Origin of the sequence: Herbaspirillum sp. NPDC101397 (assembly GCF_044767325.1) — a bacterium.
Taxonomy (GTDB): Bacteria; Pseudomonadota; Gammaproteobacteria; order Burkholderiales; family Burkholderiaceae_D; genus Herbaspirillum.
Genome location: NZ_JBIWNS010000003.1, coordinates 146,549 through 160,637, shown reverse-complemented (window position 1 = coordinate 160,637; position 14,089 = coordinate 146,549). Strand labels below are relative to the sequence as shown.

At 60.5% G+C, this 14,089-nt stretch carries 13 protein-coding genes; 4 read left to right on the top strand and 9 right to left on the bottom strand.

The annotated features are described in order from the left end of the window. Nucleotide 1: 1 nt before the first annotated feature. Nucleotides 2–373: a response regulator gene (locus ACIROW_RS08650; protein WP_402274191.1), complete on the bottom strand. Its 372-nt coding sequence runs from the start codon at nucleotides 371–373 to the stop codon at nucleotides 2–4. 90 nt (nucleotides 374–463) lie between these two features. Further along, a complete protein-coding gene (locus tag ACIROW_RS08645; RefSeq protein WP_402274188.1) occupies nucleotides 464–1,528 on the bottom strand; it encodes a chemotaxis protein in 1,065 nt (354 codons plus the stop codon). Between the two features lie 307 nt (nucleotides 1,529–1,835). Between ACIROW_RS08645 and ACIROW_RS08640 the strand changes: the two genes are divergently transcribed. The 3 genes from ACIROW_RS08640 (at nucleotide 1,836) to panB (ending at nucleotide 3,770) form a co-directional block, all read left to right on the top strand. After that, nucleotides 1,836–2,183: a DMT family protein gene (locus ACIROW_RS08640; RefSeq protein WP_116434077.1), complete on the top strand. Its 348-nt coding sequence runs from the start codon at nucleotides 1,836–1,838 to the stop codon at nucleotides 2,181–2,183. A gap of 115 nt (nucleotides 2,184–2,298) precedes the next feature. Next, nucleotides 2,299–2,940 carry a deoxynucleoside kinase gene (locus tag ACIROW_RS08635; RefSeq protein ID WP_402274185.1) on the top strand — a complete coding sequence of 214 codons (642 nt, stop codon included), beginning with the start codon at nucleotides 2,299–2,301 and terminating at the stop codon, nucleotides 2,938–2,940. A gap of 2 nt (nucleotides 2,941–2,942) precedes the next feature. Then, nucleotides 2,943–3,770, top strand: coding sequence for a 3-methyl-2-oxobutanoate hydroxymethyltransferase (gene panB, locus ACIROW_RS08630; RefSeq protein ID WP_402274182.1), 828 nt, complete (start codon nucleotides 2,943–2,945; stop codon nucleotides 3,768–3,770). Nucleotides 3,771–3,846: 76 nt separating this feature from the next. Here the strand turns inward: panB and can are convergent, their stop codons facing one another. From can to ACIROW_RS08595, 7 genes are all read right to left on the bottom strand, one after another. Further along, entirely contained in the window at nucleotides 3,847–4,530 is a 684-nt protein-coding gene (gene can / locus ACIROW_RS08625; RefSeq protein ID WP_402274179.1) for a carbonate dehydratase, read from the bottom strand. Nucleotides 4,531–4,817: 287 nt separating this feature from the next. Next, entirely contained in the window at nucleotides 4,818–5,951 is a 1,134-nt protein-coding gene (dnaJ, locus tag ACIROW_RS08620) for a molecular chaperone DnaJ (RefSeq protein WP_402274177.1), read from the bottom strand. A gap of 198 nt (nucleotides 5,952–6,149) precedes the next feature. Next, the gene (gene dnaK, locus ACIROW_RS08615) at nucleotides 6,150–8,084 is read right to left on the bottom strand and encodes a molecular chaperone DnaK (RefSeq protein ID WP_402274174.1); all 1,935 of its coding nucleotides are present in this window, start codon (nucleotides 8,082–8,084) and stop codon (nucleotides 6,150–6,152) included. 150 nt (nucleotides 8,085–8,234) lie between these two features. After that, complete coding sequence (grpE, locus tag ACIROW_RS08610; protein ID WP_402274172.1) at nucleotides 8,235–8,774, bottom strand: nucleotide exchange factor GrpE; 540 nt, start codon at nucleotides 8,772–8,774, stop codon at nucleotides 8,235–8,237. A gap of 489 nt (nucleotides 8,775–9,263) precedes the next feature. Then, a complete protein-coding gene (hemH, locus tag ACIROW_RS08605; protein ID WP_402274170.1) occupies nucleotides 9,264–10,370 on the bottom strand; it encodes a ferrochelatase in 1,107 nt (368 codons plus the stop codon). Between the two features lie 53 nt (nucleotides 10,371–10,423). Beyond that, a complete protein-coding gene (gene recN / locus ACIROW_RS08600) occupies nucleotides 10,424–12,070 on the bottom strand; it encodes a DNA repair protein RecN (protein ID WP_402274168.1) in 1,647 nt (548 codons plus the stop codon). Nucleotides 12,071–12,168: 98 nt separating this feature from the next. Then, a complete protein-coding gene (locus ACIROW_RS08595) occupies nucleotides 12,169–13,086 on the bottom strand; it encodes an NAD kinase (RefSeq protein ID WP_402274165.1) in 918 nt (305 codons plus the stop codon). Between the two features lie 272 nt (nucleotides 13,087–13,358). Here ACIROW_RS08595 and ACIROW_RS08590 point away from each other — a divergent pair, with 272 nt between their 5' ends. Further along, nucleotides 13,359–14,048 (top strand): HAD family hydrolase, encoded by a 690-nt coding sequence (locus tag ACIROW_RS08590; protein ID WP_402274163.1) that lies wholly within the window; start codon nucleotides 13,359–13,361, stop codon nucleotides 14,046–14,048. Nucleotides 14,049–14,089: the final 41 nt, after the last annotated feature.

The window sequence follows — 14,089 nt, the reverse complement described above, 5'->3', positions numbered from 1 at the left end:
CCTAAGGAGTCACCAACTTGGCCACGGCGTCGAGCAGCACCGGCGGCAGGAACGGCTTGTGCACCCAGGCGCGCACGCCGATGGCCTTGCCTTCCTGTTTGCGCTTATCGCCGCTTTCAGTGGTCAGCATGAGCACCGGCGTGAACTTGTAGCTCGGGTTCTGCTTGGCTTCGCGCACGAAGCTCAGACCGTCCAGATTGGGCATGTTGACGTCGGAGATGATCAGATTGTATTTGCGGCCGTCGAGCTTGTTGAGCGCGTCGCGGCCGTCGATTGCTTCGACCACGTCGTAACCGGCAGCCTTGAGCGCGATGCTGATGGTCTGACGCAGGCTGAACGAATCGTCAACGATGAGAATGGTCTTGGGACTCATGTCAGCGATCCCCGCAAGAAGTCGTTGCAGAAATGCCCGTGCTGCCCGCGGCGTGAAAAAAACTCGGTTCGTGCATGCATGCCATCCTCTTCAAAAGAAATCAACTTGTGATTGCATTGACTTGTCGGCCTGCTGGCCGGCGTGTACCTGGCGTTGCTCCTGCGTGGTATAGGTTTTTTCGAGATCGGACAGCCATGCCGCGCTGGGCGGCAAGGGTGCGGCGCTCTCCACCAGTCCCGTCAGCTTGACCATGTCGAGCTGGACGTGATCAAGGATCTGGCTGATGCGATCCTGGAATTGCAGGTTGACCAGGATGTCGCAGACCTCCTGGTCAACCTCGCGATTTTCTTCTTCAAGCTGGCCGACGGTGCCGCTGAGCTTGTCCGCGGATTGGCGGAAATCGGCGATGACCGAATCGATCACCATGCGCGAGTCGTCGACCATGCGGCCGGCGTCTGCATCCAGCTGGTTGGCGGACAAATGCGTGGACTGGATCTGTTGCTGGACCGCCTTGGTCTTGCTGACGATCTGACGACCCGTCTCGGCGGACCTGGCCGCCAGCTCGGTCCAGCTGGCCTGGTCGGAGAACAGGTCGGTCACGCCGGTGCGACCGGCGATTTGCTCGACCTGCAGACCAAGCTGGCGAATGTCGTCGTTGTGCAGGCTGAGCGCTTCAATCTTGCGCAGCAAGGCGTCGCGCGTGGTCAGCACTTGCTCCAGCGCGTCGGCGATGCCGCCGAGCTGTTGAGCGGCGTTCTGAATGACTTGCAGGACGTCGCCGTTCTTGCCGCCTTCGGCCAGGCTCACCGCACCGCCAAGGCGTTGATGGATGCCGACGAAACGCTGGGTGAGCTTGTCGATGGCTTCCTGCGTCTGGGTGCGCGCGAGTTGCACGTTGTTGCGCCAGGCCGGCACCACCGCCTGCACCAGCACCGGCAGATCCGACGCCCGGGTTGCCGGCTCCTTTGTATGGGAAGAGGGAACGTCCACCGCCGATTGCCCGCCGGCTTGCGCCGGACTGGCCCCAAGCACCCAGGCCACGCCTGCGATCAGCGCACCGGCGATGACACCTTGCCACCATCGCGGCGCCAGCAGCGCGAGCAAAAGAGCATTGGTCCCCCACAACATAAGCAAGGCGCGGTAATTCGACTTCACGATGTTCCAATCTGAATGTTTGATTTTTGATGGTTCCGGCGGGACGACCCCCACATCGCCTCCACATATCGCGTCACTTGCCGCCTCTCATGCATTAACGGCAACATGCAGCCGGTTTTTTATACATTCGTCGAGAATATTTAAAATTTCCGCAGACCAACGTTCTGTATCGACGGTCATGTTCTGCGTTCCTTATTCTGGACCGCCGGGGACTTGGTCTGTGGGCCGAATAGAGGCAGAATTCAGCTTGATTTGTCAGAGTATGCGTTGCCATCCAGAAACAAGCTTCACCACCCTTATTGATCTCATGCAAATTCCTGTCGCGTTACAGACCGTCGGCTTGCTGGCGCTGTCGAATATTTTCATGACCATCGCCTGGTACGGTCATCTCAAGAGCCTGGCCTCCAAACCCTGGTGGATCGCGGCGCTGATCAGCTGGTCGATCGCGCTGTTCGAATACCTGTTGCAAGTGCCGGCCAATCGCATCGGCTACACCCAGTTCAGTCTGGCCCAACTGAAGATCATGCAAGAGGCGATCACGCTGACCGTGTTCGTGCCGTTTGCAATGATTTACATGCAGCAGCCGTTCAAGCTTGACTATGTGTGGGCGGCGCTGTGCCTGGTGGGGGCGGTGTATTTCATTTTCCGCAGTTGACGTCCCGCTCGTTCTGCGGAACCGGTTCTGACAGTGCGCTGACAGCACGGCACGACTCTCGTACAATGCGGACTCCCATCCACTGTGTGCGGTGCAATATCCGCCAAGAGCGAGAATGGATCTAGACAGCTACCACTACATCGTCATCGAAGGCCCGATCGGCGTCGGCAAGACCACGCTGGCGCGCAAGCTGGCCGAGCGTCTCGGCGCGCAGTCCGTGCTGGAACAGCCGCAGGAAAATCCCTTCCTCGAAAAGTTCTACCGCGACGCCGGCCGTTACGCGCTGCAGACGCAGATGTTCTTCCTGTTCCAGCGCATCCAGCAATTGCAGGAGCTGGCGCAGTCGGACCTGTTCAACACCCGCTTCGTCGGCGACTTCCTGCTGGAAAAAGATCCGCTGTTCGCACGCCTGACGCTGGCCGACGAAGAACTGAAACTCTACGAACAGCTTTACCAGCACCTGCGCACACATGCCGTGCAGCCGGACCTGGTGATCTACCTGCAGGCGCCGGTGGAGACGCTGGTCGAGCGCATCCGCAAGCGCGGCATCCCGATGGAAGCGTCGATCTCGCACGATTACCTGCAGCGCCTGGGCGACAGCTACAGCCGCTTTTTCTATAACTACGATGCTGCGCCGCTGCTGATCGTCAACAACGAGCACATGAACATGGCCGACAGCGACGAAGATTTTGAGCTGCTGCTGTCGCACATCGTTGAGATGCGCGGCAAGCGCGCATTCCTGAACCGAGGAGAATAACCATGGCCGCCTATTTGCAGGATGCTCCCGCCACGCGCAAGAAAGCCGTCACCATCCACACGCTGCAAGCCATGCGCGACAAAGGCGACAAGATCACCATGCTGACCTGTTACGACGCTAGCTTTTCAGCATTGATGGACCGCAGCGGCGTCGACACCGTGCTGATCGGCGATTCGCTGGGCATGGTCTGCCAGGGTCATCAGTCGACCTTGCCGGTGACTATCGCCGACATCGCCTATCACACCGCCAGCGTGGCGCGCGGCAACCTGTCCATGCTGATCATCGCCGACATGCCGTTCGGCACCTACGGCTCGCCGCTGGCGGCATTCGACAACGCCGTGAAGCTGATGCAGGCCGGCGCGCACATGGTGAAAATTGAAGGCGGCGCCTGGCTGGCCGACACTATCCGCCTGCTGACTGAACGCGGCATTCCGGTCTGCGCGCACTTGGGCCTGACGCCGCAATCGGTGCATCAGATGGGCGGTTTCAAAGTACAGGGCAAGACACTGGAAGGCGCTGAATTGCTGCATGCCGACGCCAGGGCGGTGCAGGCGGCCGGCGCTTCGCTGCTGGTGCTGGAAGCGATTCCGGCGGCGCTCGGGGCCGATGTGACGGCGCAGTTGCGCATCCCCACCATCGGCATCGGCGCGGGCCCTGACTGCTCCGGCCAGGTGCTGGTGATGCACGACATGCTGGGCGTGTTCCCGGGCCATAAGGCGCGCTTCGTGAAAAATTTCATGGACGGTGCGGCCAGCGTGGAGGATGCCGTGCGCGGCTATGTGACGGCGGTCAAGGACGGCAGTTTCCCGGCAGCGGAGCATTGCTTCTGAGCGCGCTCCCTGGGTATCGGCAGACGCAAAAAAGCCCGCTCGCGCGGGCTTTTTATTTTCAAGGGACGATTTCGCGTCAGCGAATGTCCTTGATGTCCTTGTAGCGATCCAGGCTGACGGCCAGGTTCTTGCTGCACTCGTCGGCATTGCTGATGGTCGGCGACAAGGCTTCCAGCAGGCCGTCGTGCACGCCATAGACCAGCGCATGAATGCTCAATTCCTGACCGCGTTCCCAGGCATCGGTGACGATGGTGGTGCGGCAGATGTTGGCGACCTGTTCGAGCACGTTGAGCTCGCACAGGCGGTCATGCTGATCGCCCTGCGACATGTGGTCGTGGAAACAACCGATGTGCTTTTCGTGGACGTCCTGCACGTGCTGCAGCCAGTTGTCGGCGAGGCCGACGCGGCGCTTGGTGAGCGCTGCCTGCACCCCTGCACAACCATAGTGGCCGCAGATGATGATGTGTTTGACCTTCAGCACGTCGACCGCGAACTGCAGCACCGACAGGCAATTCAAATCGGTGTGCACGACCACGTTGGCGATGTTGCGGTGGACGAACAATTCACCCGGCAACAGGCCGAGCAGGTCGTTGGCCGGAACGCGATTGTCCGAACAGCCGATCCAGAAATATTCGGGGGAACGCTGCGAGCCGAGCTTCAAAAAGAAGTCCGGATCCCGCGCGGTGATTTCACTTGCCCAGCGGCGGTTGCCTTGCAGCAGTTGCAGCTGAACCTGGTCTTGTTGGCTTGGTATTGTCATAGTCGGCAAGATCGAGTTTCACGCTTGTCGTCGCATCGCACCCGAAAGGGCCGATCGCGGCGGGCATGAGGATGAATGAAAGAAGACCGGACGTTCGCCATGTTTGCCACGGCGGGCGCTGGATGCGGCCTGGCGGCCGATGGCGCATGCTAACGATGTCTTCCGGAAATGTGCGGCGCATGTTCTGAGCACTGTGTTACCAGCACCATGGGCCGCGACTGCATTGTATAGAAAAAACGCCGCAAAAACCGGCGCGGCCTCAAACGGCGGCGCCGGTCTTGTGGGGATTACTCGAAGAATTCCTTGACCTTGTCTTTCCAGGTCTTGGTCTGCGGGCTGTGCTTGGCGCCGCCTTCGGCAGTCAGTTTTTCAAATTCGCGCAACAGGTCCTTCTGACGTTCGGTCAGCTTGACCGGCGTTTCCACCACGACGTGGCAGAACAGATCGCCGGCGTAGCCAGAACGCACACCCTTGATGCCCTTGCCGCGCAAGCGGAACGTCTTGCCCGACTGCGTTCCTTCGGGAATCGTGAAGGAGGCCTTGCCGCTCAGGGTCGGTGCTTCGATGTCGCCGCCCAATGCCGCCTTGGCGAACGAGATCGGCATTTCGCAATGCAAGTCGTCGCCGTCGCGTTGGAATACTTCGTGTTGCTTGATGTGAATTTCGACATACAGGTCGCCCGGAGGACCGCCGTTCATACCAGGTTCGCCGTTGCCGGACGAACGGATGCGCATGCCGTCATCGATGCCTTCAGGAATCTTCACTTCCAGCGTCTTGTTTCGCTTGAGGCGACCGGCGCCGGCGCAAGTCGGGCATGGCTCGGGAATCACCTTGCCGCTGCCGTGGCACTTCGGGCAAGTCTGCTGAATGCTGAAGAAGCCCTGCTGCATGCGTACCTGGCCGTGGCCGCCGCAGGTGCCGCAAGTGGTCGGCGAGGTACCGGGCTTGGCGCCGGAACCGTGGCAGGTATCGCACTCGTCCCAGGACGGTACCCGGATGGTGGTGTCGAAACCGTGCGCCGCTTGTTCCAGCGTGATCTCGAGGTTGTAGCGCAGGTCGGCGCCGCGGTACACCTGCGGACCCGCGCCGCGACCACGTCCACCGCCGCCGCCACCACCGAAAATGTCGCCGAAGATGTCGCCGAAGGCGTCGGCAAAGCCGCCGGCGCCGGCACCGCCGCCACCGCCCATGTTGGGGTCGACGCCGGCGTGGCCGTAACGATCGTAAGCGTCGCGCTTCTGCGCGTCGGACAGCATCTCGTAGGCTTCCTTGACCTCCTTGAACTTCTCTTCCGCGCCCTTGCTGTCGGGGTTGCGGTCAGGATGGTACTTCATCGCCAGCTTGCGATAAGCCTTCTTGATCTCGTCGTCGGTCGCGTTTTTCGCTAAACCCAGGATTTCGTAAAAGTCACGTTTTGCCATGTTTTATAACACCTTGTTATTGGGCTTCCCCCGCACCTGCGCGAGAACCAACAATGTGAAAAAGCCGAGAGACGATCTTGCGACCATCTTGCTCGGCGTGTCGGACGGCAAAGCCGGCCGACGTGTTTCTAAATCTGAATCCGAATGCTGCGTCGGGCTGCGGACGAAAGAAAAATTTCCCTTCGTCCGCAATCCGGATTACTTCACTTCCTTGAAGTCGGCATCGACAACGTCGTCGTCCTTCGGACGCGATTCGCCCGCACCTGCTGCGCCTGCGCCGGCTGCACCGCCGGCCGCAGCCTGCTGTGCCTGCTGGTCGGCGTACATTTTTTCGCCCAGCTTTTGCGCAGCCACGGACAGCGCTGCAGTCTTGGCGTCGATGGCGGCCTTGTCGTTGGCCTTCAGGACTTCTTCGAGCTCCTTGATGGCGGCTTCGATGGCGTCCTTCTCACCGGCTTCCAGCTTGTCGCCGTATTCGGTCAGCGCCTTGCGTGTCGAGTGCACCAGCGCGTCGCCCTGATTGCGGGTTTCTGCCAGTTCCTTCAGGCGCTTGTCTTCGTCGGCGTTGGCCTCGGCGTCGCGCACCATCTTCTCGATCTCTTCTTCATTCAAGCCGGAATTGGCCTTGATGGTGACCTTGTTTTCCTTGCCGGTGGCCTTGTCCTTGGCGCCGACGTGCAAGATGCCGTTGGCGTCGATGTCGAAGGTCACTTCGATTTGCGGCGTGCCGCGCGGCGAAGGTGGAATGCCTTCCAGATTGAACTCGCCCAAGGCCTTGTTACCGGCCGCCATTTCGCGCTCGCCTTGGTAAACCTTGATGGTCACCGCAGGCTGGTTGTCGTCGGCAGTCGAGAACACCTGGCTGAACTTGGTCGGGATGGTCGTGTTCTTCTTGATCATCTTGGTCATCACGCCGCCCATGGTTTCGATACCCAGCGACAGTGGCGTGACGTCCAGCAGCAGCAAGTCCTTGCGCTCTCCCGACAACACCGAGCCTTGAATTGCGGCGCCGACGGCGACCGCTTCATCCGGGTTGACGTCCTTGCGCGGTTCCTTGCCGAAGAATTCCTTGACCTTCTCCTGCACCTTCGGCATGCGGGTCATGCCGCCGACCAGAATGATGTCGTCGATGTCGGTGACCTTGACGCCGGCATCCTTGATGGCGGTGCGGCATGGCTCGATGGTCTTGGCGATCAGTTCTTCCACCAGCGATTCCAGCTTCGCGCGGGTGATCTTCAGGTTCAGGTGGACCGGTGCGCCGTTGGCCATGGCGATGTACGGCTCGTTGATTTCGGTTTGCTGCGACGACGACAGTTCGATCTTGGCGCGTTCGGCCGAAGCCTTGATGCGTTGCAGGGCGATCGCGTCCTTCGACAGGTCGAGGCCGTTGATCTTCTTGAACTCGTCGATGATGTAATCGATGATGCGTTGGTCGAAATCTTCGCCGCCGAGGAACGTATCGCCGTTGGTGGACAACACTTCGAATTGCTTCTCGCCATCGACGTCGGCGATTTCAATGATCGAGACGTCGAAAGTACCGCCGCCCAAGTCATACACGGCGATCTTGCGGTCGCCCTTTTCGGTCTTGTCCAAACCGAACGCCAGTGCAGCTGCAGTCGGTTCGTTGATGATGCGCTTGACTTCCAGACCGGCGATGCGACCGGCATCCTTGGTTGCCTGACGTTGCGCGTCATTGAAGTAAGCCGGTACGGTGATGACCGCTTCGGTGACTTCTTCGCCGAGGTAGTCTTCGGCGGTCTTCTTCATCTTGCGCAGCACTTCTGCGGAGATTTGCGGCGGCGCAAGCTTGTTGTCGCGCACGCCGATCCAGGCGTCGCCGTTGTCGGCCTTGACGATCGCGTAAGGCATCAGGGAGATGTCCTTCTGCACTTCCTTTTCGTCGAACTTGCGACCGATCAGACGCTTGGCGGCGTAGATGGTGTTTTTAGGATTGGTGACGGCCTGGCGTTTGGCAGGTGCGCCAACCAGTACTTCGCCGTCTTCCTGATACGCAATGATCGAAGGCGTGGTACGCGCGCCTTCGGAGTTTTCGATGACTTTCGGCTGGCCGCCTTCCATGACGGAGACGCACGAGTTGGTTGTACCCAAGTCAATACCAATGATTTTGCCCATGATTTTTCCTTCGATCCTTAAGTCCCCGTTAGGGAACAACAATAGTTTTGATAGTTTTAATATGTGGAGAAAAATCTGACTTTCAAGCGGCGAGTGTCACTTAAAAGCAAATTTTGTGCCGTTTATCGTTTTTATCTGTACAGCGACAGCTTACTTGCCTTGCGCAACGGTCACCAGAGCCGGACGCAGCAGGCGTTCGGAGATGGTGTAACCCTTTTGCAGGACGGTCACGACGGTGTTGGCTTCCTGCTCCGCCGGCACGGCCGAAATCGCCTGGTGCTTCATTGGGTCCAGCTTTTCACCGGCTTGCGGACTGATTTCCAGCAGCTTGTTCTTTTCGAAGGCAGCCGACAGTTGCTTCAATGTCATGTCGACGCCTTCCTTGAGCGATTCGACCGACGGTGTTTCGATCTTCAGCGCCATTTCCAGGCTGTCCTTGACCGACAGCAGCGACTCGGCGAAGCCTTCGATCGCAAACTTGTGGGCGCGGCTGATATCGTCCTGGGCGCGGCGACGGATGTTCTCGGCTTCTGCCTTGGCGCGCAGGAAAGCATCCTGCATCTCGGCGATCTTGGCTTCGGCGGCGATCAGCTGTTCTTCCAGGCCCGGCTCGACGGCTTCAGACGCCTGCGTCTGCGCTTGCGCGTCCTGCACTGCTTCGTTTTCCGCTGGTTTTTCCGTATCTTGCATAGTTAATACTCTCCGACATGGTACGCATGGTAGGTTTTACGCGCCTTATGGCGCTTGGGGCTGCACATGAGGCTTAACCCTAGTTTTTCAATGGTTATTACGCGCCGAGGCCATATCCAGAAGTCATATGGCATCCAACTAAACGTTCTAACGTCTTGTTACAGAATTTACTACACTTGAAACAGGCGTTTGCGATGCAACATTTATGATGGTGCGATCAGACTCGATTTATGTTTTCCCCGCCAATTTTCAAGGAGACGTCATGAAATTGCCGCTTATCTCCGCCACCATCCTTGCCTATACCCTGCTGGCAGCAGCGTGGATCAGCTATTCACAACTGGTTGCGCTGTATTGAAGCCGGGACCGGGATTCGTCCCGGTAGCGCCGCACGGTGCCCCGACCTGCACAAGATTTCCTCAATGCAAGATCAGCGCAGCCCGCTATTTTAACAGGCTGCAGCCCGATCACGTCCAGTTTGCGGCGTTGATACTATTGCGTGGCGCCGTGGCGGCGGGCCTGTTCGGCGGAGATGGCAGCCTGCTTTTGTTCTTCTTCGCGCGCAGTAGCGCCGGCCAAGGTTGGCCAGCCGATCAGGTGCTGTTCGGCAATTTCCATCATGCCCTGGCCCCAGGCGGGCGCATCGTTCAGGCACGGGATGAAATGAAACTCGCGGCCTCCGGCGTGCAGGAATTCGGCCTTGGCTTCCATCGCGATTTCTTCCAGCGTCTCAAGGCAGTCGCTGGTGAAGCCGGGGCACATGACGTCGACGCGCTGCACGCCCTGGCGCGCCAGTTCCTGCAAGGTCGGCGCAGTATAGGGTTGCAGCCACTCGGCCTTGCCGAAACGCGACTGGAACGTCACCATGTATTCCGCCTCGCTCAGGCCCAGCGCTTCGGCCAGCAGCCGTGCGGTCTTGTAGCATTCGCAATGGTAAGGGTCGCCCAGCAGCAGCGTGCGTTTGGGCACGCCATGGAAACTCATGACCAACTTGTCCGGCTGGCCGTTGGCGTCCCAATGCGCCTGCACCGACTGCCTGAGCGCCTGGATGTAACCGTCGTGGTCGTGGTAATGCTTAATCAGGCGCAGTTCGGGTACATTGCGCACCTTGGCGAAGTGCTGGAATACGGCGTCGAAAATCGAGGCCGTCGTGGTGCCCGAATACTGCGGATAAGCCGGCAGGATCAGGATGCGGTCGCAACCTTGCGCCTTGAGTTCATCGAGCACCTGCGACACCGCCGGACTGCCGTAGCGCATCGCATACGTCACGTGTACGCGGTGGCCGCGCTCAAGCAGGCGTGCGCGCAGCAAGGCGGCCTGGCGTTCGGTGTTGAGCCTGAGCGGCGAGCCTTCCGCGTCCCAGATGGAGGCGTATTTTTCAGCCGACTTTCCCGAGCGGAACGGCAGAATGATGCCGTTGAGGATGAACCACCAGATAGCGCGCGGGATTTCCACCACGCGCGGATCCGACAAAAATTGCTTCAGATATCGGCGCACCGCGCGCGCGGTCGGCGCGTCGGGCGTGCCGAGGTTGACCAGCACGACCGCTGTCTGCGCAGTCGCGCCGTGGGTGTAAGGAGGTTCTTTGCGAAATGACATGGAAATCCGTGAAGGTCTGGCGTTAGCTGGAAGGAGGCGATGCTGCCGGGGCGTTACAGCGCCAGCAGCTCGCGTGCGTGCTTGCGGGTGGTCGCGGTGATTTCCAGGCCGCCCAGCATGCGCGCGATTTCTTCCACGCGCGACTTGGCGTCGAGCGCTTCGATCTGCGATACGGTCTTGCCGGCGTCGTTGCGCTTGCTGACCTGGAAGTGCTGGTTGCCTTGGCTGGCGACTTGCGGCAAGTGCGTCACGCACAAGACCTGGCGATCCTGGCCGAGGCGCTTCAACAGGCGGCCGACCACTTCGGCCACACCGCCGCCGATGCCGCTGTCGACTTCGTCGAAGATCAATGTCGGCGTCGCCGTCGAGCTCGACGCGATCACCGAAATCGCCAAGGCGATGCGCGCCAGTTCGCCGCCGGAGGCGACTTTCGCCAACGGCCGCGGCGCCACGCCGGCGTGGCCCGCCACCAGGAATTCCACCTGTTCGACGCCGTAAGCCGCCGGTTCACAGGCTTCCAGCGCGATGGCGAAGCGTCCGCCCGACATGCTGAGATCCTGCATCGCGGCGGTGACCGCTTCACCCAGCGCCTTGGCGGCTTTGGCGCGGCCCTTCGACAATTTCTGCGCGGCGCCGGTGTAGGCGGCCTGTAGTTTTGCTTCTTGCGCGCGCAAGGCGTCAAGGTCGCTGGCATCGGCCAGTTGCTTCAATTCTTCCGCCAGCTTGGCGTGCTCCTGCGGCAAGTCGTCCGGCGCCACGCGGAATTTGCGCGCAGTGGAGTGGATTGCTTCCATCCGCCCATCCACCTGCCGCAAACGCGCCGGATCGAGCTCAACCCGGCCCAGGTAATCGTTGAGCGCATAGACCGCTTCCTGCAACTGGATTTGCGCCGGCTCCAGCGCATCCATGACCGGCTTGAGCGCGGCGTCGACGTCGGTCAGCTTGCCCAGCTTCTGCGTCAGCGACGACAGTTGCGACAGGATCGGCGACTCCGATTCGGAGATCGCATTCAACGCTTCCTGCGCGCCATCGATCAAGCTGGCGGCATGCGACAGGCGACTGTGTTCGTTGCTGATATCGCTCCACTCGCCCGGCTTGACGGCCAGCTTTTCAAGCTCGCTGACCTGCCATTCGAGGCGTTCGCGCTCGAGCAGGACATTCTTGGCGTTGACTTCGAATTCTTCACGCTGTTTCGCCAGGGCGCGCCACGTCTTGTAAGCGGCGGCGACGGCTTTGGCCTCGTCCAGCAAGCCTGCCTGGCTGTCCAGCAACTGGCGCTGCGCGTCGGCCTTGAGCAGCGACTGATGCGCATGCTGGCCGTGGATGTCGACCAGTAGTTCGCCGAGTTCGCGCAATTGCGTCGCGGTGGCGGCGATACCGTTGATGAAGGCTTTGGAGCGACCGGCGTTGTCGATCACTCGGCGCAGCAGCACGCCGCCATCCTCTTCCGAAAACTCATGCGCTTCAAGCCAGGCGGCAACATCGGGGCCGGCGCTGAAATCGGCCGTGATGTCGGCCTTGGCCGCGCCTTCGCGCACCACGCTGGCATCGCCACGACCGCCCAATGCCAGCGCCAGAGCGTCGATCAGGATGGATTTGCCGGCGCCGGTTTCGCCGGTGAAGACGGAAAATCCGGGAGCGAACTCAAGTTCGATGGCATCGACGATAACGAAATCACGAATCGAGAGGGTACGCAGCATGGGATGGTGAAATTGGTGTTTTATCAATATCGGCGGCGTCTTTCCTGATGAGAAGACGCCCGAGGCGCTTATTGTCGCCTATTCTACTGAGCGTGGGCTTATTGCAGGCGGCCTTCAACCGATGGGTATTCGTTCCAGTGCAGCTTTTGCCGCAAGGTGTCGTAGTAGCTCCAGCCTTCCGGATGCAGGAAGGTGATCTTGTGCGCCGAGCGCCGGATCACGATGCGATCGCCGTGCGACAGGCTGGTCAGCGACTGCATGTCGAAGTTGGCGCTGATGTCGCGGCCGTTGACGACCTGGATCGAAATCTCGCAGGAATCCGGAATCACGATCGGACGGTTCGACAGGGCATGCGGCGCAATCGGCACCAGCACGATGCCGTGCAGGCTCGGATGCAGGATCGGTCCGCCGGCCGACAAGGCGTACGCGGTCGAGCCGGTCGGCGTGGCCACGATCAGGCCGTCGGAGCGCTGGTTGTACATGAAGCGACCGTCCACTTCCACGGTCAGTTCGACCATGCCGGACGAGGCGCCGCGCGCGACCACCACGTCATTGAACGCAAGCGCATTGAAAATCTGCTCGCCGTCGCGGAATACCGTGGCTTCGAGCAGCGAACGGGTCTCGACGTCGACCTTGCCGTCCAGCATGTCGGCCAATACCGGTATCATGCGGTCTAGCGAAATATCCGTCATGAACCCCAACCGCCCCTGATTGATCCCGATCAGCGGCACATTGAACGGCGCCAGCTGGCGTGCGATGCCGAGCATGGTGCCGTCGCCGCCGACCACGATGGCGGCGTCGGCGAACTGGCCGATCTGTTCCGGCGACATGGCGTCATAGCCTTCCAGCGCGATGTTCTGCGCGGTCTCGGCTTCGAACACGATGGTGTGACCATGCGCCTCCAGGAAGGCGGCGATGTCGGAAAGGGACTGCGCGATGCCGGCGGCATGATATTTGCCGACGATTGCGATGGTTTTAGGCGTTGCCGCCTGCACGGGTAATTTGATGGGCCACATGCTGCGGATTAAAGCATAATTCGGGGCCTGTTAACAATGAATTTACGAGTGCGAACACACGGCAGGCGTTGACTGCCCAGGCGCAGCGACGCGACATAGCGGTGCTATGGCAAGGAGCGGCAACAACGGCAGGCGACGCCTGCAGCCGTTCCCGGAGGGTTTCAGCCAGGCAGTGCACCGGCCGCGTTGCATGGCTTGCCAGCACACTGCTGGCTGAAACGCACCTCGCAAATTCATTGTTAACAGGCCCCAGACTACTCTGAACCGATTTCATGAACAAAACCAACATCCAGGCAGTCCTGTTCGACCTCGACGATACGCTGTGGGCGATCGAGCCGGTGCTGCATCTTGCCGAAACCCGGCTGTACGAATGGCTGACCCAGCATGCGCCGGGCGTGGTGCAACGCGAGAGCATTCTCAGCCTGCGCGCGCGTCGGCAGCTGTTGGCGCAGACCGATCCGGCCTACAAGATCAACCTGTGGGCGTTGCGCCATGCGGCGCTGACGGCGGTGCTGGCCGAGCATGGCGAAGACCCGGCGCTGGCCGACCCCGCCATGGAAATTTTCACCACCGGCCGTAATGCCGTTACGCCCTTTGACGACGTCGTCCCCGCTCTGCAGCAGCTGAAGCCGCGCCTGAAACTGGGCACCGTGTCCAACGGATTCGCCGATCTGGCGCGCATCGGCCTGGCCGAGCATTTTGAAATCTCCATCGCTGCCCACCAATTCGGCACCGCCAAACCCGATCCGGCCATCTTCCACGCCGCCTGTACGGCGCTCGGCGTGGCGCCGGAACACACCGTCTACGTCGGCGACGACCTCACGCTGGACGTGCTTGGCGCCCAGCAAGCCGGCTTGCGCGCCGTCTGGATGAACCGTTTCCAACGCGCGTTGCCGGATCACGTCCGGCCCGATGCGGTATGCACCGATCTGAACGAACTGGCGCACTGGCTGGCGTCATAGTGTGCAGGGACAGATATATATGGCGGGATGTTGGCACGCTT